Genomic DNA, 20,161 nt, shown 5'->3' with positions numbered 1-20,161 from the left:
CTCACACGCCCAAATAGGCTTGACGCAGGGTGTCGCTGGCCAACAGCTCTGCCGAGGTGCCGGAGAAACGGATGCTGCCGTTCTCCATCACATAGGCGCGGTCGGCAATCTCCAGCGACTGGCCCACGTTTTGTTCCACCAACAGCACGGCCAAACCGCCCGCACGCAGCTGCGCGATGAGGGCGAACATTTCTTCCACCAACAGCGGCGACAGGCCGAGCGACGGTTCGTCCAAGATCAGCAACTTGGGCTCGGCCATCAGGCCGCGTCCGATGGCCAACATTTGTTGCTCGCCACCGCTCATGGTGCCCGCGAGTTGCGACTGGCGTTCGCGCAGGCGTGGGAAGGTGTCAAACACACGCAGCAAGTTTTCGGCACGCCGCGCACGGGCGCGGGTGAAGGCCCCCAGCTCCAGGTTTTCCAACACGCTGAGGTTGGGGAACACCTTGCGGCCTTCGGGCACCTGAATCAAGCCGGCTTGCACCACACGGCGGTAATGCGCACCGGTGAGGTCTTGGCCGTCAAACACCACCCGACCGGCCCAGGTGGGCACCAGGCCCGAGACCACCGAGTTGAGGGTGGTTTTGCCTGCGCCATTGCTGCCGAGCAAAGCCACCAGTTCGCCCGGGGCCATGTGCAGGTCCACCCCACGCAACACCTCCACCGCGCCATAGCCTGCGCGCAGGCCTTCAATGGTGAGCAAATCGCTCATACGGCCTCCTGCTGTGTTTTGCGCAAACGCGCCGCCGTGCCGTGGCCCAGATAGGCCTCGATCACCTGCGGGTTTTGCGTCACCTCGGTGGGTGCGCCTTGGGCAATGAGTTGGCCCTGGGCCAACACCCACACATGCTCGGCCAAGTTCATCACGGCTTGCATGACGTGCTCAATCATGAGCACCGTCACACCACCGGCCACCAGGCCGCGCACCACGGGCAACATGTCTTGAATTTCTTGCGGGTTCAAACCGGCCAGCACCTCGTCGAGCAACAAGAGCTTGGGTTGGGTGGCCAAGGCACGGGCCAACTCCAAGCGTTTGCGCCCCGCCACGGTCAGGTCACCGGCAGGTTTGTCGAGTTGGGCGTACAAGCCCACGCGTTCGGCCACGGCTTCGGCGGCATGCAAGGCATCGCTGCGCTTGGCGTGTTGCAGGTGGGCGCCCACGGCGATGTTTTCACGCACGGTTTGCGAGGCAAAGGGCTGCACGATTTGAAACGTGCGCGTCAACCCCAAGGCCGCATTGAGGTGCGGCGCACGGCCGGTGATGTCCACACCGTCAAAGGTGACGCGCCCCGTGTCGGGCACCAAAAAGCCAGACATCAACGCGAACAGCGTGGTCTTGCCCGCGCCGTTGGGACCAATCAAGGCGGTCAAACTGCCTACAGGCACTTGCAGGCTCACATCTTGCACAGCGCGCAAACCCCCAAAGGCGCGCGACACGTGGCTGACTTCCAACAAGCTCATGCGCCCTCCTTCGTCTGTGACGCGCTGTCTTGGCGCTTGAACCAACGCTGGCCAATGCCGCCTACACCGCGTGGCAAGAACATCACGATCAACACCAGCACGCAGCCGTAGACCACCATGTTGATGCCGGGCAACTGACCAAACAAATTGCGCGTCACATCGGCCAACACATGCAAGGCCAAGGCGCCCACCACCGGGCCCCACAGCGTGCCCATGCCGCCCACGATGGCACCCACCAGGGCCTCCACCGAGGTGTGCGGACCAAAGGCCAAGCCGGGGTCTATGTACTGAAACACCTGCACATAAAACGCGCCGCCTGCGCCCATCAACGCCCCCGACAACACGGTGGCCCAGAGCTTGACCAAGAAGGGGTTGACGCCAATGGCGCGTGCGGCGTCTTCGTTGTCGCGCACGGCTTGCAGGTAAGCGCCAAAGCGTGAGTGGCGCAACCACGCCGTCACGCACAAGGCCACCGTCACCAAGCCCAGAATCAGCCACACATAACCAGCGCGCGAGGCAAACTGCATATTGCCCACCGACTCACGCAGGGGCAGCATCAAGCCCACGCCTGCACCGGTGAATGGCACCGACAGCGCGACGATGCGAAACACCTCGGCAAACGCCAGGGTGACCAGCGCAAAGTACGAACCCTTGAGGCCATAGCGAAACGACAAAGCGCCCACAAATAAGCCCACCGCAGCGCTGGTGCCCATGGCCAGCGCCAAGCTGAGCCAAGGGTTCCAAGCCCCATGCACTTGGGCCATGACTTGCACATACGCCCCGGTGCCAAAAAACAGCGCATGGCCAAACGAGAACTGGCCGCCAAAACCACCCAGCACGTTCCAGGCTTGCGCAAGCAAGCAGGCGTACAAGGCCATCATCACAAAGTTGAGCACCACCCCTGAATCGGTGACAAAAGGAATGCTGCCCACCAGCAACACAAACAGCGCAATGGCACGGACATCTTTCATGCGCGCGCTCCAAACAAACCTTGCGGACGGAACAACAGCACCGCAATGAAGATGGCAAAAATGCCGACCTGCCCGAGCGACTCGCCCAGGTACAAACCACCGATGGACTCAACCACACCAATCAGCAAGCCACCCACCAAGGCACCGACAAAACTGCCCATGCCGCCCAACACCACGATGGTGAACGCCACCAGCACAAAGCCGCTGCCCACCAAGGGGTTGACGTAATAGGCGGGCAACAAGAAACAAGCCGCCGCCCCCAAGCAGGCCAAGCCAATGCCAAAGCACATGGCGTACACGTGGTCCACATCGATGCCCATCAAACGGGCACCGTGTTTTTCTTTGGCCACGGCGCGGATAGCGCGACCCAAGTCGGTGTAGCGCATCACCGCCAGCAACACCGCCGACACCACCAGGGCACCGACAAACGACACCAACTTTGGCAAGGCAATCATGGCCGGGCCAATGGTGACCGTGGTCAGGGTGTACGCAGTTTCAATGTTGCGGGTGTCGGACTTGAAAAACAGCAGAGCCAGGTTTTCCAAAATGATGGACAGGCCCAGGGTGACCAGCAAGATGTTTTCGTCTTTGCCATGGCTGGCACGGTTGATGACACCCCGCTGCAACACATAGCCCAAGGCAAACATGGCGGGCACCATGATGGGCAAAGCCAGGTAAGGGTCAATGCCGAGTTGTTCTTTTAAAAAATACACACCGTACAAAGCCACCATCAACGACGCCCCATGGGCGAAGTTGATGATGTGCAGCACGCCATAGATCAGGGTCAGACCGAGCGCGATCAACGCGTAGACAGCACCCGTGGTGATGCCGTTGAGCACCGAGGCAAACAAAATGGACAGATCAAACATGGCGTGTGGCTCTGGCAGTGCGTTTTAGGCTTTCAAGGGGAAGATGGGTTCCACTTCGCGGTACTCGCGAGGAATGATCACCTTGATGTCGCCCTTGACCACTTGGGTCATCAAAGGCTGAGCACCCATGTTTTGGCCGTTGACAAACTGGGTGGTGCCGTAGGGCATGATGTGGTCAGAGAAGGTGCTCTTGTTCAAGGCATCGATGATGGCGGCGCGGTCGGTGGACTTGGCGTGCTCAATCGCATCGGCCAACAAGCGCATCGCCGTGTAGGCCATGAACACTTCGTAGCTGAAGAACAGACCCTTGGCTTCGACGCGCTTTTTGAGTTCCAACGAACGCTTGTCGCGTGGGTTGAACCAATGGTTGCAGTCGATGATGCCGTTGGCCGCATCGGGGAATTCTTTGACGAATTTGTAGCTCGATGCCGCGCCACCCAAGACCGAGTAAATCGCTTTGGGCGTGACTTTTTGCTGTTGCATGGTGCGCACCAACAAGGCGTACTCGTTGTAGTAGTTGGCGGGAATCACGATGTCAGGGTTGACCTGCTTCATGCGCAACACAATGTTGTTGAAGTCGCGCGTGGGGTTGGCGTGCTTGACGATTTCTTTGACCTCGTAGCCATAACCGGGCAGCTCGCGTGCCAGCAAGTTGGCGGTGCCGGTGCCAAACAAGGACTCTTCGTGGATGATCATCACGGTGCGTGCAGGCTTGCCCGCTGCGGTGTTGAGCACGTGCAAGTTGGCCACGGCCACTTCGGCGCACTTCTTGTAGCCAGGGCCAAAGCGGAAGGTGTTTTTCAAACCACGCTCGACGATTTGATCGGCCACACCGACGTCCACCACGTGGGGCAGGTTGTACTTGGCGGCGGCTTGGGTGGTGGCCAAGCAAATGGCCGAGGCAAACGCACCGACGATGGCGCTCACACCCGCTTCGTTCATTTTTTCAACTTCCGCCGCACCCGCTTGTGGGGTGGACTGTGCGTCACCCAACAGGGCTTCGATCTTGGCACCGCCCAGCGACTTGATGCCACCGGCTTTGTTGATGTCTTCAATGGCCATCATCACGCCTTCGCGGCATTGCTGACCCGAGTACGCCAGCGCGCCGGTGACGGGGTGCAACACACCCACTTTCACGGTCTTGGGCTGCGCGCCGCCCACCAATGGAAATGCCAAAGCCGAAGCTGCGGCTGCCGACTGACCCATAAACTGACGACGTGAAGTCATGCTGTGCTCCTTTGAAAAATCAATGAAAGTTGGCCGATAACTCTTTGCTGACCCAGACCTTGGCATCGATGCTGCCCACCCGAGACAACTGCATTTGGTATTCGTAACGGTCCGGTCGATACAGCCCGTGCAACCACTGGATGGGCTTGTCGTCGGTGTCATAAATCAGGCGGTTGACCGCCAGCAGCGCCGAACCTACGGCGATGTCCAAATGTTGCGCCATGCTGGCGTCGGCCAACTTGGCAGAAATGCTTTGTTGCGCACGCCCCACCTTGACGCCCGACTCTTCGAGCAGCATGAGGATGGGTTTTTGCGCCAACTCTTTGCGGCCAAAGCCACTGGCAATGCGCTCTGGCACCCAGGTGGTGATGTGCGAGAGCGGGCCTTCTTTGGTGTAGCGCACACGTTGGGCTTTTTGCACCAGTTCACCGTCGGGCAGTTGCAAGGCCATGGCCACCTCATGAGGTGCCGGCAGGCGTTGCACCGACAACACCTTGACCGTGGTGCGCAAGCCCATGCTGACCAGGTTTTCCAGCAAACCCGTCAGGCGTGCCTGTTGTGTTTTGTGGGTGGCAGCATCCACTTGCGGGCCACTGCGCTGCACCAGGGAACGGGTGCCACGCCCGGGCTCGCGGCTGATCAGCCCTTCTTGGGCCAGCTGCGCCAAGGCGCGTCGCACCGTGACGCGGGCCACCGAGAACTGCTGCATCAGCGCCAGCTCACCAGGCAAGCCCTGGGCGAACTTGCCTTCGTGCAATTGCTCACGCAGCACCAGATACACCTGGTGGTACTTGGGCAATGGCATGACGGCATTCATGGTTCGCGATGGTGAATCAGTTCTATTGACCTGTCAATAGGACATTTGCTGAGGACAATCACCCAAGTGACCGTGCATGCGAAAGCATTCAGTTTGTGTGTCAGGGAAATGCGGTGTGGCTATGGCAAGATTTCTGCATGCAGTTGCTACAAAAATTCAACGTGATCGGCGCGCTCTACAAAGCGCTTCACTTCTTTGTCACCAAGAACCGGGGGCGTAGTTTCCGGCAAAAAGTTTTCTCGCTGTTGCACCCCACGCCCACCTCGGGGCCACTGCACCGCTACATCGACCACCTGATCATTTTGTCGGTGCTGGTGTCGGTGCTGAGCATCATTTTCGAGACCATCACCGAAGTGCGTGCGGTATTCAGTACCGAATTCAAGCTGCTCGAAGTGGTGACGGTGACGATCTTCACCGTGGAGTACGTGGCAAGGGTTTACAGCTGCTGCGAGTTGCCACAATTCGCACACCCCATCAAAGGGCGCTTGCGCTACATGATGACCCTCAGCGCCATGATCGACTTGTTGGCCATCTCGCCCTTCTTTCTGGACATGGTGCTGGACAAAAACTTTGACCTGCGCTTTTTGCGTGTGTTTCGCTTGTCGCGATTGCTCAAACTCACGCGCTACACCGGCACCCTCAACACCTTGTTCAAAGCGGTGCAACGCGAGCACCGGGTGTTGCTGGCCTCGGCCTTCATGATGTTGCTGCTGGTGATCTTGACCGCGAGCTTGGGCTTCGAGCTGGAACACGACGCGCAACCCGACAAGTTTGAAAGCATCCCCGCCTCGATGTACTGGGCGGTGATCACGCTGGCCAGCGTGGGCTATGGCGACATCTCGCCCATCACGCCGCTCGGGCGCGCCATGACGGTGGTGATCAGCCTGATTGGCATTGGCATCTTTGCCATTCCTGCGGGTTTGATGGCTTCGGCCTTCACCGACCAATTGCGCATTGACCGCGAAACTTTTGAGAATGAATTTCGCAAAGCCATTGCAGATGGCCGCTACTCCAGCGCAGAGCGCCATGTGATGGACGCCGAAGCCGAGCGCCTGCACCTGACGCCACAAGACGTGAACCGCATCATCGAACGCGTGCACCAAGAAATGCGCAGCGTGGGCCACGACGTGACCGAGGGCCTAGACCCCGAGGTGATGATGGAGCGCTACCGACAACAAATCAGTGCCTTGCGCGGCATGGCGCATGGCAAGAGTGCCGACCAAATTGACGCACTGTTGCGCAATGAGGCCAAGTCCACCGCTGCGGAGCGGGCCATCTGGCAAACCCTGCGCGAGAAGTAACACGCAACGCAGATTGGATCAGGCCTGGCCTTGAGGTTTGCCGCTGCTCAAGCCCTGCGCCACCAAGGCCTGAACCAGCACCTGGTTGGCTTTGTCCAAAATTTTGCCGCGTCCCCAAAAGCGCCACAGCAGCCCCAGCGCCAAGCCTGCGATGCCCGTGTCCTGGGTGTACTTTTTGAACAAGGCATCGGCACGTGCGCCCAGCGGGACTTTGAGTGCATCGACATCGCACAGATCTTGTGGCCACGTGGGCACAGGCTCTGCTTGGCCATGGCGTGGATGCAACCGGCCCAGCAAGGGAATGATGGGTAACTGCTCGGGTTCGCCGTCTTTGCCCGCCACGCTGTAGCAAGCGCGCAGCGCAGCATTGTTTCGCCACGCAGAAAAAAGCGGATTGTCGACAGGCAACGTGAAGTGCTCCGCCAAAAACAATTGGCAATTGCGACGCCCGAGCAAGAAATCGTGTTTGCGAAACTCGCGATGCAAAAAACCGCTGAAGCCACCGAGTGCGCCGCTGGCAATCCACTTGCCGTCGGGCTGGGGGTACTGCGCTTGCAAGAGCGCAGGTGTGGGGCGCTTGGGGGCCACCATATAACGGCTGTACACATCTTCGCGGCAAGCAAGTTCAATGTCCTCGGCAGAGAAACGCGACTGCTCGATGGACGCATTCAACAACTTGAACAAGGCCAGATGCAAAGGGTTCTGCACCACGCTGACCGGCCCCGCAGGGTTAGGCCCCACAAAGGGGTCCACCATGATCAAGGCCTTCGAAGCGGTCAAACCATCACGCACGTTGTTGACCAACGGACTGCCCGACAGCTCAACACGCGCCAGTTGCAAAGGCTCGTTGTCAACCCCGCCACCATCCGCACTGAGAAACTGGTATTTGTCATTCGGTTGTAGCGACCAAGACGGGCGAATGGCCAGCGGTGCGCCGTGTGTGTCTTGAACAGGCAGGCGCATGTCGGTGTAGTCAGAGGCATTGCGCTCCACGGGGCGTGGACGCAGGCCCACGGGAAAGGCCCCAGAGGCCAACGAGGTCATGGCAAAGCGCTGCCAGGCGGCATCGCTCCACTTAGAGGCGGCTGTGGGCTGGAGCGGGTACTCGTAGCGCGCATCGGGCGTCAGGCGAATCGCAGGTGCGTTGGCTGCGCCAGCATTCATCACCGCAAAGCGCATCTGATCGGCGTGCAAGGTCAGGTCTTGTCCATACCCGCTGTTGCCGCGCAGGTCGTAGCGAAAAGGCACACCGGTGAGGTTGGTGAGGGTAAAAATGGCACGCAACGGGTTGGCCACATAGCGACGAGAGATGGAGGGCCCCTGGTAAGACAAGGCCTTTTGCGCAATGGCGTCCAAGGCGGTGGCGTCGAGCGCAGACACTGGCATCGGGTCGCTTTGCAGATCATGATCGCCCAGCAGCGCATGGATGTCGACCTGGTTGACCCAACAATCAAACAAGGGGTTGCTGACCTGCGGATCGTCTGCGTTGGTGGCATTCACTGGCGTCCAGGTTTTGTCGATGTTGGCCGCCACAATCGCGCTCACGATGGCGCCCGCAGAAGCGCCAGACAACACCCGCAAGTTCACCTCATGCACAGGGCACAAGGGCTCGCTGCCGGGTGTGTCAGCTTGGCGAGTTTTGGCGGCTTCCCAGGTGTCGAGGGCCTCGATCAAAAAGTCCATCACACCAGCGGTGTAGGCCCCCGCCGACACAGCACCTGCCAGGGTGAGACCGATTTCAAAGCGTGGCGATGTGGACATGTGTACTCCTCGTTGGTGTGAATCACGACGTCATGGTTGGGCCAGGGTGCGTCGAAAGAAGCGACGCATGATTTTTTTCCAGCCCAGCACCAAGGTGCCAATGAACACCGCCAAGCCCTCGGCCAGGTGGTTCTTGAGAACTTGCCAGGTCTGCTTTAAGACGTCTGTCACGTCGTCTTGGAGTTGGCCTTGCCAGGGTTGCGCTTGCACCCATACCTCAATGGCAATGCTTCGGTCCATCAGTGGGGTGTCGCTGTCTGTGTCGGCGATCCAGGCGTCCAATTTCAACTTCAAGGGCTCTTGCAGCGTAGAGGTGCGCAGAGGCGTCACACGCCACTCCCAACGGAAGTAGCCGCCTTCGGTTTGTTGAATCGGTTTGTCCGTGCCCAAGCTTTCGACACGGAAGTCATTCGTGTCAAGGCTGGACAATTTGGCCTGCATCTTCTGACCTGTGTGGATGCCAGTGATTGCTTGAACAGCGCCTGCGATGACCGGAGACATGGGAGGACGACTGTCGATCTTGATCTCGATCTGATCCGCAGGCTTGTGCATGCTTGTCGCAATCATGTCGCGCAGAGAATTTGCCAAACCTTGTGCATCCATGTCTTGGCGAATCATCAAATACGCCGAAGACGACCGATTCACAGTCATGGCCGAGGGCACGTAATAAGCCGCCGAGCCTGTGTACCCAGACACAGGCATGGCACGCGATGTGTCAGACCGCTCAGCCTGTGTGGGACGGGCTGTGGGTGGTCGAACTGACTTGATGCTTGGCCGCACAGGCAGGGGCGCTGGCTGGGCAGCCTCAGAGCTGGAAGAAGCCGTGTCTGGTGTGGGTACAACAGCCTTTGCAACAGGTGGAGGTGAAACGGGTGCAGCGACTGTGGGAGCTGGTGATATGGACGCAGGGGCTGGCGGCACCACGTGCACGCGCTGCGGATCACTGGCACACCCCAGCAACCACCCGACCACACCCATGGCATACCACCAACGTTGACCACGCATACTCAGCCCTCCTGTGCAGGGCCGAGTTTTACCTATTCCAGGTTATTTTTTGTGGATGAAGCGGGAATATTTTGAATTCTTAAGAATTCAATGAGAGCGCCAAGGCTTCCCGCGCCGCCACCCGCCCCTCTTCGGTGGAAATGATCGATGAAAGGTGTAAGGCGTCTTAGATACCGCTCAACACAGCATCCATGGTTGCGATGATTTCATAGGAACGCTCTAGCACGGAGGCGACCGCTATCTGGAGCAATCGTTTGTCCAGCGGTGCTGCTTCAAACGGCACCAGCATCAATGGCTTGTTGTTGACGGTCAGGATGGGGCACAACCGATTTGGAAGGTCTTTTGCGGATAGGTTCGTGATGGCTAGCGGCACCACCATACGGGTGGCAAGTCCGCTGAGCAAGTTGCTTTGAACGTCCACCACAAAGGGATAGACATCCCGCATGCGTGCGCTGGGGTTTTCATACACATCAAACTGCATACCGACTCACCAGACGCGCATGTCGTCACACCACAGTCCATGCGATTCAAATCGCTGGTTTTGTTCGGCAAGCCAAGCACCGTGCGATTGCTCGAACTGTGCTTTTCGTTGCGTCAAGGTTTCCGTATTTTTGCTTGCCTGTAATTCGGAAAACTGCTTTGCCGACAAGATGACGGTGTCAATCCGTCCATCTTTTTCAACAAACACCGGCTCAGTTTTGGCTTGGGCGCATATGGCGCCAAAACGATTCTTCGCTTGGGTTGCTGTGACTTGCATGTTCAATCCTTGTGGCTTGATGGCTATTTTAGCCAAGGCCATGGTCATGCGCCACGCATCAAGCCCAAGGCTTCCCGCGCCGCCACCCGCCCCTCGTCAGTGGGGATGACCCACACCTCCACCCCGCTGCCTTCGGCATGGATGGCACGCACCGCATCACCCGTGGCCGCTTGGTTGCGTGCTGCATCGACCGACACGCCCAGGTAGTGCAACGCCTCGCACACCTGTTGGCGCAGCACCGCGTCGTGCTCGCCAATGCCCCCGGTGAAGGCCAACACATCGAGGCCACCCACGCAGGCAGTCAAGGCACCGACCTCGCGCACCACGCGGTGGGTGAACAAGTCAATCGCCAACTGTGCCGACGGCGAACCCGAGGCACGCAAGGTGCGCATGTCAGCGCTCTCGCCTGACACGCCCAGCAAACCGCTTTGTTTGTAGAGCAGCTTTTGAATGGCGTCGTGCCCCCAGCCCTGCTCCATCAAATACAGCAACACGCCGGGGTCCAACGCGCCACTGCGCGAGCCCATCATCAAGCCATCCAAAGCCGAAAAACCCATGGTGGTGGCACGGCTCTGGTGTTCGGTGGTGGCACACACGCTGGCCCCATTGCCCAAGTGGGCCATCACCGTGCGTCCCGCAGAACGGGGTGACACGTCTTGCAACACCTGGCTGACAAACTGGTACGACAGCCCATGGAACCCAAAGCGGCGCACACCGCGGGCGGTGAGTTGACGATCGATGGCAAAGGTGGTTTCCAGCGCTGACAGCGTACGGTGGAACGCGGTGTCAAAACAAGCCACTTGCACCACGTCTGGAAACGACTCGCTGAAAGCGCGCACCCCAGCCAAGTTGTGCGGCTGATGCAACGGTGCCAAGCTGTTGAGCGTGGCGAGTTGTGTCAACACCTCAGGCGTGACACGCACAGCGGCCGAATACAACAAGCCGCCATGCACCACACGGTGGGCAATGGCTTGCAGTGGCACATGGGCAAAGTGGGTGACCAACAATTGTTTGAGTGCAGGGAGTGCGGCATCAAAGGGGTCGACGTTTGCGCCCACTTGCACCGCGTCGATGGTTTTGGCTTGGCCTCGGATGGACCAAGTGATGCAGGGCTTGCCAGCAGGCTCCAGGCCTTCAATGCAGCCCGTCATCTCGGCTTCGGACACCGCCTGCCCCTGCACAGGGTAGAGCGCGAACTTGAGGCTCGAAGAACCCGCGTTGACAGCCAGGATGCTCATGTGTTGTGCGCGCGGTTGTGGTGGGCAATGAGCTTGGCCAGCAAGGCTGAGGCGCTGCGCGTCATCGCGGTGTCGGCGCGGCTGGTCAAGGCGATGGGCACGCGTGCACCCAAGACCACACCCGAGCCTGAGGCGCCCGCCAAATACTCCAACTGCTTGGCCATCATGTTGCCCGACTCCAGATCGGGGGCCACCAAGATGTCAGCCTGGCCCGCCACGGGCGAGACGATGTGTTTGATTTCTGCCGCATGGGTGGACACCGCGTTGTCAAAGGCCAGAGGGCCATCAATGACACCGCCTTTGATTTGGCCTCGGTCGGCCATCTTGCACAGCGCGGCAGCGTCCAGGGTAGAGGGCATGCTGGGGTTGACGGTTTCCACCGCCGCCAAAATGGCCACCTTGGGCTCAGCCACACCCATGATGTGCGCAAAGTCAATCGCGTTTTGCACGATGTCGGCTTTCTCAGCCAAGGTGGGCGCGATGTTGAGCGCGGCATCGGTGATGTACAAAGGTTTGGGGTACATCGGTGCTTCAAAACGAAACACATGCGACATGCGACGCCCGGTGCGCAAGCCCGGCTGCATGACCACGGCATGGATCAGCTCATCGGTGTGCAAGCTGCCTTTCATCAAGGCTTCCAGTTGTTTGTCAGCTGCCATTTGCGCCGCCAGCTCAGCCGCCGCGTGGCTGTGCGGCACGTCGATGACGGTGGCACCCGTGATGTCAATGCCTGCTTCTGTGGCCAGCGCGCGCAGTTTTTTCTCGGGGGCAATCAGCACCGCCTGGATCAAGCCCGCGCGGTGCGCATCCATCGCGCCTTGCAGCGAATCGGCATCGCACGGATGCACCACCCCGCACAGCACAGGCTCCAGATGGGCACCCAGCGCCAGCAAGTGGGCGTGGCGGGCTTCGGGATCGAACAGGCTAATGTGCGCCGCATGGATGCGGGGGATACGTAACTTCTCAGTAGGCGCCATGACACGGGCCACCCCATAGAGCACGCGCTCGCCTTTTTGGTTGAGTAGCAAGCAATCGAGGTCGAGTGTTTTCTTGTCGTCTTGTTTGGCCGTGCAGGTGACGGTCACCGTCAAGGTGTCGCCAATACGTACCGGGCGGCTGAAGTGCAGGTTTTGCTCCAGATAAATCGTGCCGGGACCAGGAAACACCGTGCCCAACAAACTGGAAATCAAGGCCCCACCCCACATGCCGTGACCGATCACGCCATGGAACAAGGTGGCGTTGGCGTATTCAGGGTCAAGGTGGGCCGGGTTGGTGTCCCCCGACACAGCGGCAAAGGCCTGGATGTCGGCCAAGGTCAGGGTGCGCACGCTGCGCGCCACTTGGCCAATGACGATGCTGTCGTAGGGATAGTTTTCGAACCACTCGTTGAGGGGGTCGTTGGTGGTGTCAAGGATGTCGTTCATGGCTTGCTTTCTGACGTGCTTTTTTTCAGGCCACCGCGTGGCTGCCTGCATCGACATAAATGGTTTGACCGGTCATGCCGCTGGCAGCATCGGTGCACAAAAAGGTGCTGAGGTTGGCGATCTCTTGCAAGCTCACCAGTCGTCGCAAGGGCGATTTGTCGATGTTGTTTTGCATCAAGGCATCAAAAGCTTCAATGCCAGAAGCGGCACGCGTGGGTATGGGGCCCGGCGACACCGCATGGACCCGGATGTTTTGTGGCCCCAACTCCAGCGCCATGTAGCGCACCAACGACTCCAGGGCTGCTTTGATAGGCCCCATCAAGCCATAGTGCGGCACGGCTTCGTCAGCGCCCAAATAGGTCATGGTCACCAGGCTGCCACCCTCTGTCATGTGTGGCGCGCACAGCTGTGCCAAGGTGGCAAACGAGTGGCACGACACCTCCATGGCACGGGCAAAGCCGACGCTAGAGCTGTCGACCACACGGCCATGCAAATCTTGCAGCGGCGCCCAGGCAATGGAGTGGATGACAAAGTCCAAGCGCCCCAGCTTGCCCACCGCGTACTGCACCAAGTGCTGCAAATCGTCTGGTGTTTCGATGTTGCAGGTTTGCAAGTCAAGCCCCAGGGCTTGCGTGAGTGGCTCCACAAAGGGGCGCGCTTTGTCGTTCAAACAAGAGGTCACCAAGTCAGCGCCCATCGCGTGGGCTTGTTGCGCACAGCCCCAGGCAATGCTGTGTTCGTTAGCCAAGCCCAGCACCAAACCTTTTTTACCTTGGAGTTGGAACGCGTGTGGGAGAGTGGTCATGGCAGTGCCGCTGACGCGGTCGTTGGAAATCAAGGGTTGAGCAACACGTCCAGGCCGCCTGCGGGCTCAAACCGTCCGTTTTTAAATTGCAATCGTGTCGGCCCGATGAAGGCGCGTTCAGAGCGGCTGTGCTTGGGGTCACCCGGGTAGGCGATATGGCGCACACCTGCTTCTTCAAAAGGTTGCGGCTCCACCAAGGCCGGCGCTTGGCGCTTGGCCAGCTCTAACACGCTGTGTGCGCTGCGATGCGGCACCAAGCTGACCAAGGTCATGATCTGCGGTGGCGCCAACACCAATTCGCCCTGCCAATAGCGGGTCAAGGCTTCGCGTGGTGTGAGCCACACACTGTCTACCGCCTCGACGTTGTCATGCACAGGCTCTTGTTGAGCGGGCAACACGGCCACGAAAAAACGTGTGTCGAAACGTTTGTTGGTGATCGACGGCACACGTGGTGTGATCCAGCGCGACCACGGTGCCAGCTGTTCGGTGTCAATGGCCAAAGCGGCCTCTTGCACCATCTGTTCAAAGCCTTGGCCTGCGTGCAGTTGTTGTTGCCACTGCTGGCGTTGGCGGGCATCGTGCAGCGGCTGCTGACCATCGCGCGCACGCGCGTACAAGACACCGCATTCTTCCAAGGCCTCGCGCACAGCCGCGACGTACAAGCCAGCCGCTGTGGGGGCGTCTAAATCGGGTTCACCCAAAGCTTGTAACAGCTCGTGGGACGCGCGGTCCAAGTGCGCATGCAAAGACGGCGCGCAGTCGGTTGCGTCGAGCTTGCCACCCGGAAAAACATAAGCGCCGCCCAGCACGGCCGAAGCGGTGTGACGGCGCAACAAAAAGACTTCCAGACCACGCGGGTCTGAGGGGGCATCACGCAACAACACCACCGAGGCCGAGGCCCGCGGTGGTGAGGTGACTTCTTCGTGGTTGAGTTGCATCAAGCGCGCAATGCCGGCACAGGCATCACTTGCTTGGATAAGCAAAGTCGACGCGGCGGTTCTTGGCCCATGACTCTTCGTCATGACCCAAGGCCACTGGCTTTTCGCTGCCAAAGCTCACGGGCTCGACTTGTTTGTCGCTCACGCCATACACCTTGAGCGCACGCACCACGGCTTCGGCACGCTTTTGGCCCAGGGCCAAGTTGTATTCACGGCCGCCGCGTTCGTCGGCATTGCCTTCGACACGAATGGCCAGGCTTGATTTGGAAGCCAGGTATTTGCCTTGACGCTCGATCACGGGTGCGGATTCGGCTTTGATGGTGAACTGGTCAAAGTCAAAGTACACGCTGCGCTGGGTAGAGATCAAGCTGTTGGGATTCAAGTGGTCTGCCACCACAGGGGCCACGCCCGAGATAGGCGCTGGAGCACCCGAGGTGCTATCAGTTGCTTTGCCACTCAAGTCAGTGGTTTCGGCCAATTTGGTGGAGCTGCAAGCAGACAACAAAACAAGTGCTGTTGCAGAAATCAAAGCAAGATAACGTTTGGACATGGATATATTAGAAGTGAAAGTGAGTCTGAATTTTAAGGCGCAACTTATATACAGAATGTAAACATGCAACAAACGCTTGGACAAATGGTTGTGGGCCGCACGTTTTTACAAAACGCGTGGCTTGGCGTGTGAAGAGATTCAAAAGAATCGCATCGACGTGAACGACCACACAGCCAAACCAGCACGCGAACTCAAAGTAGGCGACCGAGTGACCTTGCGACAAGGCCCCGTGACACGAACCGTGGTGGTCAGTGCGCTGCTGCCCATGCGTGGCCCTGCCCCAGTGGCGCAGACCATGTATCAAGAAACCGAAGAGAGCCTGCAACACAATGCAGCGCAACGCGAAGCGCGCAGACTGGCGCCCGAGCCTGCACACAGCATCGAACAAGGCCGTCCCACCAAACGCGAACGACGCCATCTGGACCAAACACGTGCGCCATGGGATGACCGATGGAGTGCGTCTTTGGATTGATGCAAGGAAGAACTGTTGTTTTTCTGAAAAATTTAAATTTATCTAGAAAAATCAAAGACATAGGGAATCTTCTTCATATTGATTCTTTTTTTAAGCAGCATTACCTTTTAAGTATTCAAATTCATCTGTATTTTTAGGCAACCTCTTGAAACCCGCATGAACAAAGGCTTGTGGGGCTTTCGATGGACAGGTAAATTCCATTCCCCGCTAAAGAAACTGGGATGCGACAAGCACTGCCCAGCCTTGGCGTTTGGAGAAATGTCATGTCAACGTTCAAAGTTTTGGTCACCAGTCAAAAAGGTGGTGTGGGTAAAAGTACCGTTGCCGCCAACTTAGCAGCGTACCTGCGCCGTCAGGGTCAAACCGTGACCTTGCTGGACTTTGACACCCACGGCTCATCCAGCACCTGGCTCACGCGTGCGCCCAACATCGGCGTGGTGGTGCAGCACCACATGCTGCCGTTGGACCAAGGTGGCAATCGCCCCATCCTAGATGCCCGCTTGCATTTGCGACGCGCTGCCAGCAGCTCTGACGTGGTGATTTGTGATCTGACTTGGACCGACTCCATCGCGGGTGAGTTGATGTTTGAGTACGACCTGGTCATCGTGCCAACTTCTGTCTCTGAAATTGAGCTGGCAGCCACCGCCGGATTTTTAAGCCGCCACCGCTGGGTCTTTGATTCAGCCATTCACACCCCGCCCACACTGCTGGTGGCCCCCACACGCGTGCAGGCAGAACATTTGCACAGCGATGTGTTCTCCAAACAGCGCTTCCCCGTGAGCTTCATGTTGTCGCCCCCTATTTTGGAAGCACAAAGCGCGCGCGACATGTTTGAGCGTGGCTATCTGATGGATTTGCAAGACGCTTGCGGTGCCTCGTTCAATGAATTTGGGAAATCGGTGTGCGCCGCACGCGACGTGCGCCACGCTGCACAAAAGCTGTCGCAGCCCCAAGCGGGCACGGCCAACAACTTGCCATTGCGCAGCAAACTTGGAACGCACAGCAGCGTGCTGGGCACGCGCAGCAACCTGTTGGGCACATCGAGTTCGCTCTCGAGCCAGTACTCCATCTTGGGCCGCCATCGGGTGCAAAAGGTGCGCCCCGACGAAACCCTTGGAAAATCAAATCCGAGCCCATCGGCCAGCAGCCTGAGTGTGATGGGGATTCCTCAATTTCTCAAACGCATGTCCATGGGCGTGATCAGTAAATAATGTCTGCAGAACCACAATTTTTGTCCTTCAAAGGACTCAAGCAATACACCCCTGAAGACGGATGGGGACAGGTGCACAACTTGACCCAACCGCAAACGGCGCAAAACGACACGTCCCCCCCTGTGCCAGAAAATGTGCCAACCTTGACCGACATACCTGAGTCCGCACAAGACAGCTCTTCACCCATGCTGGACGCCTCCATGCAGTCGTTGTTTGAGCAATTGCGCGCCACGCCCAATGACCACTTGACACAAACTTGGCGCACCATTGCCGCCGAGGTGAATTTGTTGACACAACGCATGGCCTTGCAACGTGAGTTGCAAGAGCGCTTGCAGCGCATTGACCAAGACCTGGTGGACCTGCGCAGCACCATCTTGCAGCACCTGCAAGAGGTTGAGCAGGCAGCCACTCAACAACTGCGCAGCGCACGACACAGGGCCGATGTGTCCGCTCTGGCGCAATCCAAGCTCGCTGCAAAACTCAACGCCGATCGCTAAATTTTTTACCGCCCACAAAGGAACACGCATGCTGGACAAACTCAATCAGATCTATCCGGTGCGCTATACCGCGTTCATCGCATCGGTGGTGTTGCTGGTGTTCACCTTGCTGGGGTCTGGTGTGATGGGTATCAGCGCCTGGTGGCCATTGGTGTTTCTGGGCCTGAGTCTGGTGGGCCTGTACGACTTGCAGCAGAACCACCACGCCATTTTGCGCAACTACCCCATCATTGGTCACTTGCGCTTCATGTTGGAGACCATTCGGCCTGAAATTCGTCAGTACTTTTTAGAGTCCGAAACCGAAGCTTCACCTTTTTCCAGAGCCCAGCGTGGCCTGGTCTACGCCCGCGCCAAAGGGGCTTCTGACAAACGTCCGTTTGGTACACAGCTGGATGTGCGTGCCGTCGGCTACGAGTGGATCAACCACTCCATCGCACCCACGCAATTGGCCAGTCACGACTTTCGCGTGAAAGTGGGGGGTGCCAGTTGCACCCAGCCCTACCACATCAGCTTGTTCAACGTGTCGGCGATGAGCTTTGGGGCCCTCAGTGCCAACGCCATCATGGCCTTGAACCAAGGCGCCAAGATGGGGGGCTTTGCACACGACACCGGAGAAGGCTCGATCTCGCGCCACCACCGCGTCCATGGCGGAGATCTGATTTGGGAAATTGGTTCGGGCTACTTTGGTTGTCGCGATGAACAAGGCCGCTTCAGCCCCGAGCACTTTGTCGAGAACGTACGTTCACCCCAAGTCAAGATGGTAGAGATCAAGCTCAGCCAAGGCGCCAAACCCGGGCACGGTGGGGTGCTGCCAGGCCCCAAAGTCACCGAAGAGATTGCCGAAGCACGAGGCGTCAAAGTGGGTGAAGACTGTGTGTCGCCCTCGGCCCACAGCAGCTTTTCAACGCCGCTGGAGTTGATGCAGTTTGTGCAACAACTGCGCACCCTCAGCGAAGGCAAACCCGTGGGGATCAAGCTGTGCATCGGCCATCCCTGGGAGTGGTTTGGCATGGTCAAAGCCATGCAAGAAAGCGGCATCCAACCCGACTTTGTGGTGGTCGATGGCGCCGAAGGCGGCACAGGCGCGGCGCCGCTGGAGTTTTCTGACCACATGGGCATGCCACTGCAAGAAGGCTTGCGTTTGGTGCACAACACCTTGGTCGGCGCGGGCTTGCGTGAGCACATCCGCGTGGGCGCCAGTGGCAAGATCGTCAGTGCGTTTGACATGGCGCGTGCTTTGGCACTGGGCGCAGACTGGTGCAACAGCGCGCGTGGTTTCATGTTTGCCCTGGGCTGCATTCAGGCGCAAACCTGCCACACGGGCAACTGCCCGACCGGCGTCACCACACAAGACCCGAAGCGACAAATGGCGCTGGTCGTGCCCAGCAAAGCGGAACGCGTGCACAACTTTCACAAACACACACTGGAAGCTTTGCAAGAAATGATGCAGTCTGCCGGACTGCACAAGCCCAGCGACTTGTCGACCAAACACATCATGCGTCGTGTCACCGAGACACACACCCAACATCTCTCAGAGTTGGTGGACAACGTGGCACCCGGTGCCTTGCTGCAAGCCGACGTCAGCCACTTGCCCGATGTCTACCGCGACTGGCCCATGGCCAGCGCCCACCATTTCAATTTATTGCGCGCCTGAAGCTGGCACACGCGGGTAGCGGATCGCGTTGTCTTTGACAACCGGTGCTGCTGGCACTGCCGCAGCACGGGCCTTCTCTGCCGCTGCGGCAGCAGCAGCGGCGGCCTTTTCTGCACTGGCTGCCGCGGCGGCGGCTTTATCGGCCAGGGCCTTGTCAACTGCTGCACGATCTGCCGCTGCTTTTTGTGCGGCGGCGCGTGCTGCCGCAGCACGTTCAGCCGCCTGTTTTTCTGCGGCCAATTGCTCGGCAGACTTCTCTTGACCCATGCGCATCGCCACGGCTCTTTCAGCCGCTGCCTTTTGCGAAGCCATGCGTTCTGCACCGGCTGCTTTTTCAGAGGCCGCCGCTTTTTCTGCGGCTTTTTCTGCCGCCGTCGCAGCCGCAGCCGCAGCCACAGCCGCCTTGGCCACGCTCATTTGTGCTTTGTCTTGGGCTTGGTTGGCCAAGGTGATGTCTTGCTTGAGTTTTTGAAGCTCGCTCAAGATGGCTTGGGTATTGGCCGCTGGCGCAGCGGGCGCTGATTTGGCCGATGAGGCGGCTTGCGCAAACAGCTGCAACTTGCCATCCAAGGCCACCAGTTTGGACTCCAGGCCTTGCAACTGTTTTTGCATGCTTTGGAATTTGGGGTCGTTGACTTTGTTGCCCTGGTCAGCCACGTTGTTGGGCATGGACGAAATGGCACGGCCAAGCTCTTCCAAACGACTGGCCACCCGTGTCTGGGTGGTCACAATCTCTTCTTGCTTTTCGGTGATCTCTGAAAAATCGGCGTTGGTCTTGCTGATGGAACTGATGCTCGCATCGACCTCAATCACACGCTTGGCCATGGCATACAGCATGGTGTCGAGCTCTTTGATCGATTTGGTCATCTTGATGGTGATGGCGAAAAAGATGCCCATCGCAATCAACAAACAGGCCACGAACGAACCCAACATGATGCGCGAGTGCAGCACATTGCGGCGGTTGTTTTCTTGAATCTTGTCCACCACATCGCGCATGCTGGAACTGACATCGGCTGCAATGGTGGCCGAGCGTGTCGACACTTCGGCTGAATCCAGCACCACCGAAGTCAACTCTTCGATCTGGCGCGCCATCTCGTTGCTGTCGAGTGACGAATTGGCCAACTCAGTCAGGCGCTGGGCGGTCAGATCCACATCAAGGGTAGGCGCCTGCGCTTTGTCGTTGGTTTGTTGCGGATCCGCCAT

At 58.7% G+C, this 20,161-nt stretch carries 21 protein-coding genes; 5 read left to right on the top strand and 16 right to left on the bottom strand.

Annotation, left to right across the window (positions count from 1 at the left end; genetic code table 11):
* Window position 1: 1 nt before the first annotated feature.
* The 6 genes from B9Z41_RS04635 to B9Z41_RS04610 are packed head-to-tail and all read right to left on the bottom strand — an operon-like array spanning window position 2 to window position 5,345.
* Window positions 2-712 (bottom strand): ABC transporter ATP-binding protein, encoded by a 711-nt coding sequence (locus B9Z41_RS04635; protein WP_100145541.1) that lies wholly within the window; start codon window positions 710-712, stop codon window positions 2-4.
* Complete coding sequence (locus B9Z41_RS04630) at window positions 709-1,461, bottom strand: ABC transporter ATP-binding protein (protein ID WP_100145539.1); 753 nt, start codon at window positions 1,459-1,461, stop codon at window positions 709-711. The genes B9Z41_RS04635 and B9Z41_RS04630 overlap by 4 nt, the downstream gene beginning before the upstream one ends.
* On the bottom strand, window positions 1,458-2,432 hold the full coding sequence (locus B9Z41_RS04625; protein ID WP_100145537.1) for a branched-chain amino acid ABC transporter permease: 975 nt from the start codon (window positions 2,430-2,432) through the stop codon (window positions 1,458-1,460). The genes B9Z41_RS04630 and B9Z41_RS04625 overlap by 4 nt, the downstream gene beginning before the upstream one ends.
* Window positions 2,429-3,301 (bottom strand): branched-chain amino acid ABC transporter permease, encoded by an 873-nt coding sequence (locus B9Z41_RS04620; RefSeq protein WP_100145535.1) that lies wholly within the window; start codon window positions 3,299-3,301, stop codon window positions 2,429-2,431. Before B9Z41_RS04620 ends, B9Z41_RS04625 begins: the two co-directional genes overlap by 4 nt.
* 24 nt (window positions 3,302-3,325) lie before the next feature.
* Window positions 3,326-4,528, bottom strand: coding sequence for an ABC transporter substrate-binding protein (locus tag B9Z41_RS04615; protein ID WP_100145533.1), 1,203 nt, complete (start codon window positions 4,526-4,528; stop codon window positions 3,326-3,328).
* A 19-nt stretch (window positions 4,529-4,547) separates the two neighbouring features.
* Window positions 4,548-5,345: a GntR family transcriptional regulator gene (locus B9Z41_RS04610; RefSeq protein WP_199172934.1), complete on the bottom strand. Its 798-nt coding sequence runs from the start codon at window positions 5,343-5,345 to the stop codon at window positions 4,548-4,550.
* Between the two features lie 137 nt (window positions 5,346-5,482).
* On the opposite strand from B9Z41_RS04610, the gene B9Z41_RS04605 reads away from it, so the two are divergent.
* Window positions 5,483-6,646 carry an ion transporter gene (locus B9Z41_RS04605; RefSeq protein WP_100145531.1) on the top strand — a complete coding sequence of 388 codons (1,164 nt, stop codon included), beginning with the start codon at window positions 5,483-5,485 and terminating at the stop codon, window positions 6,644-6,646.
* Between the two features lie 18 nt (window positions 6,647-6,664).
* On the opposite strand, the gene B9Z41_RS04600 is transcribed toward B9Z41_RS04605, so the two are convergent.
* From B9Z41_RS04600 to pal, 9 genes are all read right to left on the bottom strand, one after another.
* Entirely contained in the window at window positions 6,665-8,407 is a 1,743-nt protein-coding gene (locus tag B9Z41_RS04600; RefSeq protein ID WP_100145529.1) for a patatin-like phospholipase family protein, read from the bottom strand.
* A 30-nt stretch (window positions 8,408-8,437) separates the two neighbouring features.
* Window positions 8,438-9,412, bottom strand: a complete 975-nt coding sequence (locus tag B9Z41_RS04595; RefSeq protein ID WP_143474151.1) for a hypothetical protein — start codon at window positions 9,410-9,412, stop codon at window positions 8,438-8,440.
* Between the two features lie 166 nt (window positions 9,413-9,578).
* Window positions 9,579-9,893 (bottom strand): CcdB family protein, encoded by a 315-nt coding sequence (locus tag B9Z41_RS04585; protein WP_100145523.1) that lies wholly within the window; start codon window positions 9,891-9,893, stop codon window positions 9,579-9,581.
* Window positions 9,894-9,899: 6 nt separating this feature from the next.
* Window positions 9,900-10,217, bottom strand: coding sequence for a type II toxin-antitoxin system Phd/YefM family antitoxin (locus B9Z41_RS04580; RefSeq protein ID WP_233202513.1), 318 nt, complete (start codon window positions 10,215-10,217; stop codon window positions 9,900-9,902).
* Window positions 10,214-11,407 carry an acetate/propionate family kinase gene (locus tag B9Z41_RS04575; RefSeq protein WP_100145521.1) on the bottom strand — a complete coding sequence of 398 codons (1,194 nt, stop codon included), beginning with the start codon at window positions 11,405-11,407 and terminating at the stop codon, window positions 10,214-10,216. The genes B9Z41_RS04580 and B9Z41_RS04575 overlap by 4 nt, the downstream gene beginning before the upstream one ends.
* A complete protein-coding gene (locus tag B9Z41_RS04570; RefSeq protein WP_100145800.1) occupies window positions 11,404-12,831 on the bottom strand; it encodes a bifunctional enoyl-CoA hydratase/phosphate acetyltransferase in 1,428 nt (475 codons plus the stop codon). Before B9Z41_RS04570 ends, B9Z41_RS04575 begins: the two co-directional genes overlap by 4 nt.
* A gap of 25 nt (window positions 12,832-12,856) precedes the next feature.
* Window positions 12,857-13,636, bottom strand: a complete 780-nt coding sequence (fabI, locus tag B9Z41_RS04565) for an enoyl-ACP reductase FabI (protein ID WP_100145798.1) — start codon at window positions 13,634-13,636, stop codon at window positions 12,857-12,859.
* A gap of 29 nt (window positions 13,637-13,665) precedes the next feature.
* Window positions 13,666-14,619, bottom strand: a complete 954-nt coding sequence (locus B9Z41_RS04560; protein ID WP_233202511.1) for an NUDIX hydrolase — start codon at window positions 14,617-14,619, stop codon at window positions 13,666-13,668.
* Window positions 14,600-15,124, bottom strand: a complete 525-nt coding sequence (gene pal, locus B9Z41_RS04555; RefSeq protein WP_100145517.1) for a peptidoglycan-associated lipoprotein Pal — start codon at window positions 15,122-15,124, stop codon at window positions 14,600-14,602. Before pal ends, B9Z41_RS04560 begins: the two co-directional genes overlap by 20 nt.
* Before the next feature lie 76 nt (window positions 15,125-15,200).
* On the opposite strand from pal, the gene B9Z41_RS04550 reads away from it, so the two are divergent.
* From B9Z41_RS04550 to B9Z41_RS04535, 4 genes are all read left to right on the top strand, one after another.
* Complete coding sequence (locus tag B9Z41_RS04550; protein WP_199172933.1) at window positions 15,201-15,596, top strand: RNA-binding S4 domain-containing protein; 396 nt, start codon at window positions 15,201-15,203, stop codon at window positions 15,594-15,596.
* A gap of 263 nt (window positions 15,597-15,859) precedes the next feature.
* Complete coding sequence (locus tag B9Z41_RS04545; RefSeq protein WP_158236138.1) at window positions 15,860-16,807, top strand: ParA family protein; 948 nt, start codon at window positions 15,860-15,862, stop codon at window positions 16,805-16,807.
* A complete protein-coding gene (locus B9Z41_RS04540; RefSeq protein WP_100145513.1) occupies window positions 16,807-17,304 on the top strand; it encodes a hypothetical protein in 498 nt (165 codons plus the stop codon). Before B9Z41_RS04545 ends, B9Z41_RS04540 begins: the two co-directional genes overlap by 1 nt.
* Window positions 17,305-17,332: 28 nt before the next feature.
* Window positions 17,333-18,958 (top strand): FMN-binding glutamate synthase family protein, encoded by a 1,626-nt coding sequence (locus tag B9Z41_RS04535; protein ID WP_100145511.1) that lies wholly within the window; start codon window positions 17,333-17,335, stop codon window positions 18,956-18,958.
* Here B9Z41_RS04535 and B9Z41_RS04530 read toward each other — a convergent pair.
* On the bottom strand, window positions 18,944-20,161 hold the full coding sequence (locus B9Z41_RS04530; RefSeq protein ID WP_100145509.1) for a hypothetical protein: 1,218 nt from the start codon (window positions 20,159-20,161) through the stop codon (window positions 18,944-18,946). The two genes, B9Z41_RS04535 and B9Z41_RS04530, sit on opposite strands and share 15 nt — an antisense overlap.

The sequence above is a fragment of the Limnohabitans sp. JirII-31 genome (genome assembly GCF_002778315.1).
Taxonomy (GTDB): Bacteria; Pseudomonadota; Gammaproteobacteria; order Burkholderiales; family Burkholderiaceae_C; genus Limnohabitans.
Note: the sequence above shows the minus strand (reverse complement) of the source record. Positions and strands in the feature narration are given on the sequence as shown.

Excerpts from the sequence above, each read along its gene's own strand:
- B9Z41_RS04635 (WP_100145541.1), bottom strand. The coding sequence starts at position 712 with ATGAGCGATTTGCTCACCATTGAAGGCCTGCGCGCAGGCTATGGCGCG.
- B9Z41_RS04630 (WP_100145539.1), bottom strand. The coding sequence starts at position 1,461 with ATGAGCTTGTTGGAAGTCAGCCACGTGTCGCGCGCCTTTGGGGGTTTG.
- B9Z41_RS04625 (WP_100145537.1), bottom strand. The coding sequence starts at position 2,432 with ATGAAAGATGTCCGTGCCATTGCGCTGTTTGTGTTGCTGGTGGGCAGC.
- B9Z41_RS04620 (WP_100145535.1), bottom strand. The coding sequence starts at position 3,301 with ATGTTTGATCTGTCCATTTTGTTTGCCTCGGTGCTCAACGGCATCACC.
- B9Z41_RS04615 (WP_100145533.1), bottom strand. The coding sequence starts at position 4,528 with ATGACTTCACGTCGTCAGTTTATGGGTCAGTCGGCAGCCGCAGCTTCG.
- B9Z41_RS04610 (WP_199172934.1), bottom strand. The coding sequence starts at position 5,345 with ATGAATGCCGTCATGCCATTGCCCAAGTACCACCAGGTGTATCTGGTG.
- B9Z41_RS04605 (WP_100145531.1), top strand. The coding sequence starts at position 5,483 with ATGCAGTTGCTACAAAAATTCAACGTGATCGGCGCGCTCTACAAAGCG.
- B9Z41_RS04600 (WP_100145529.1), bottom strand. The coding sequence starts at position 8,407 with ATGTCCACATCGCCACGCTTTGAAATCGGTCTCACCCTGGCAGGTGCT.
- B9Z41_RS04595 (WP_143474151.1), bottom strand. The coding sequence starts at position 9,412 with ATGCGTGGTCAACGTTGGTGGTATGCCATGGGTGTGGTCGGGTGGTTG.
- B9Z41_RS04585 (WP_100145523.1), bottom strand. The coding sequence starts at position 9,893 with ATGCAGTTTGATGTGTATGAAAACCCCAGCGCACGCATGCGGGATGTC.
- B9Z41_RS04580 (WP_233202513.1), bottom strand. The coding sequence starts at position 10,217 with ATGACCATGGCCTTGGCTAAAATAGCCATCAAGCCACAAGGATTGAAC.
- B9Z41_RS04575 (WP_100145521.1), bottom strand. The coding sequence starts at position 11,407 with ATGAGCATCCTGGCTGTCAACGCGGGTTCTTCGAGCCTCAAGTTCGCG.
- B9Z41_RS04570 (WP_100145800.1), bottom strand. The coding sequence starts at position 12,831 with ATGAACGACATCCTTGACACCACCAACGACCCCCTCAACGAGTGGTTC.
- fabI (WP_100145798.1), bottom strand. The coding sequence starts at position 13,636 with ATGACCACTCTCCCACACGCGTTCCAACTCCAAGGTAAAAAAGGTTTG.
- pal (WP_100145517.1), bottom strand. The coding sequence starts at position 15,124 with ATGTCCAAACGTTATCTTGCTTTGATTTCTGCAACAGCACTTGTTTTG.
- B9Z41_RS04545 (WP_158236138.1), top strand. The coding sequence starts at position 15,860 with ATGTCAACGTTCAAAGTTTTGGTCACCAGTCAAAAAGGTGGTGTGGGT.
- B9Z41_RS04540 (WP_100145513.1), top strand. The coding sequence starts at position 16,807 with ATGTCTGCAGAACCACAATTTTTGTCCTTCAAAGGACTCAAGCAATAC.
- B9Z41_RS04535 (WP_100145511.1), top strand. The coding sequence starts at position 17,333 with ATGCTGGACAAACTCAATCAGATCTATCCGGTGCGCTATACCGCGTTC.
- B9Z41_RS04530 (WP_100145509.1), bottom strand. The coding sequence starts at position 20,161 with ATGGCGGATCCGCAACAAACCAACGACAAAGCGCAGGCGCCTACCCTT.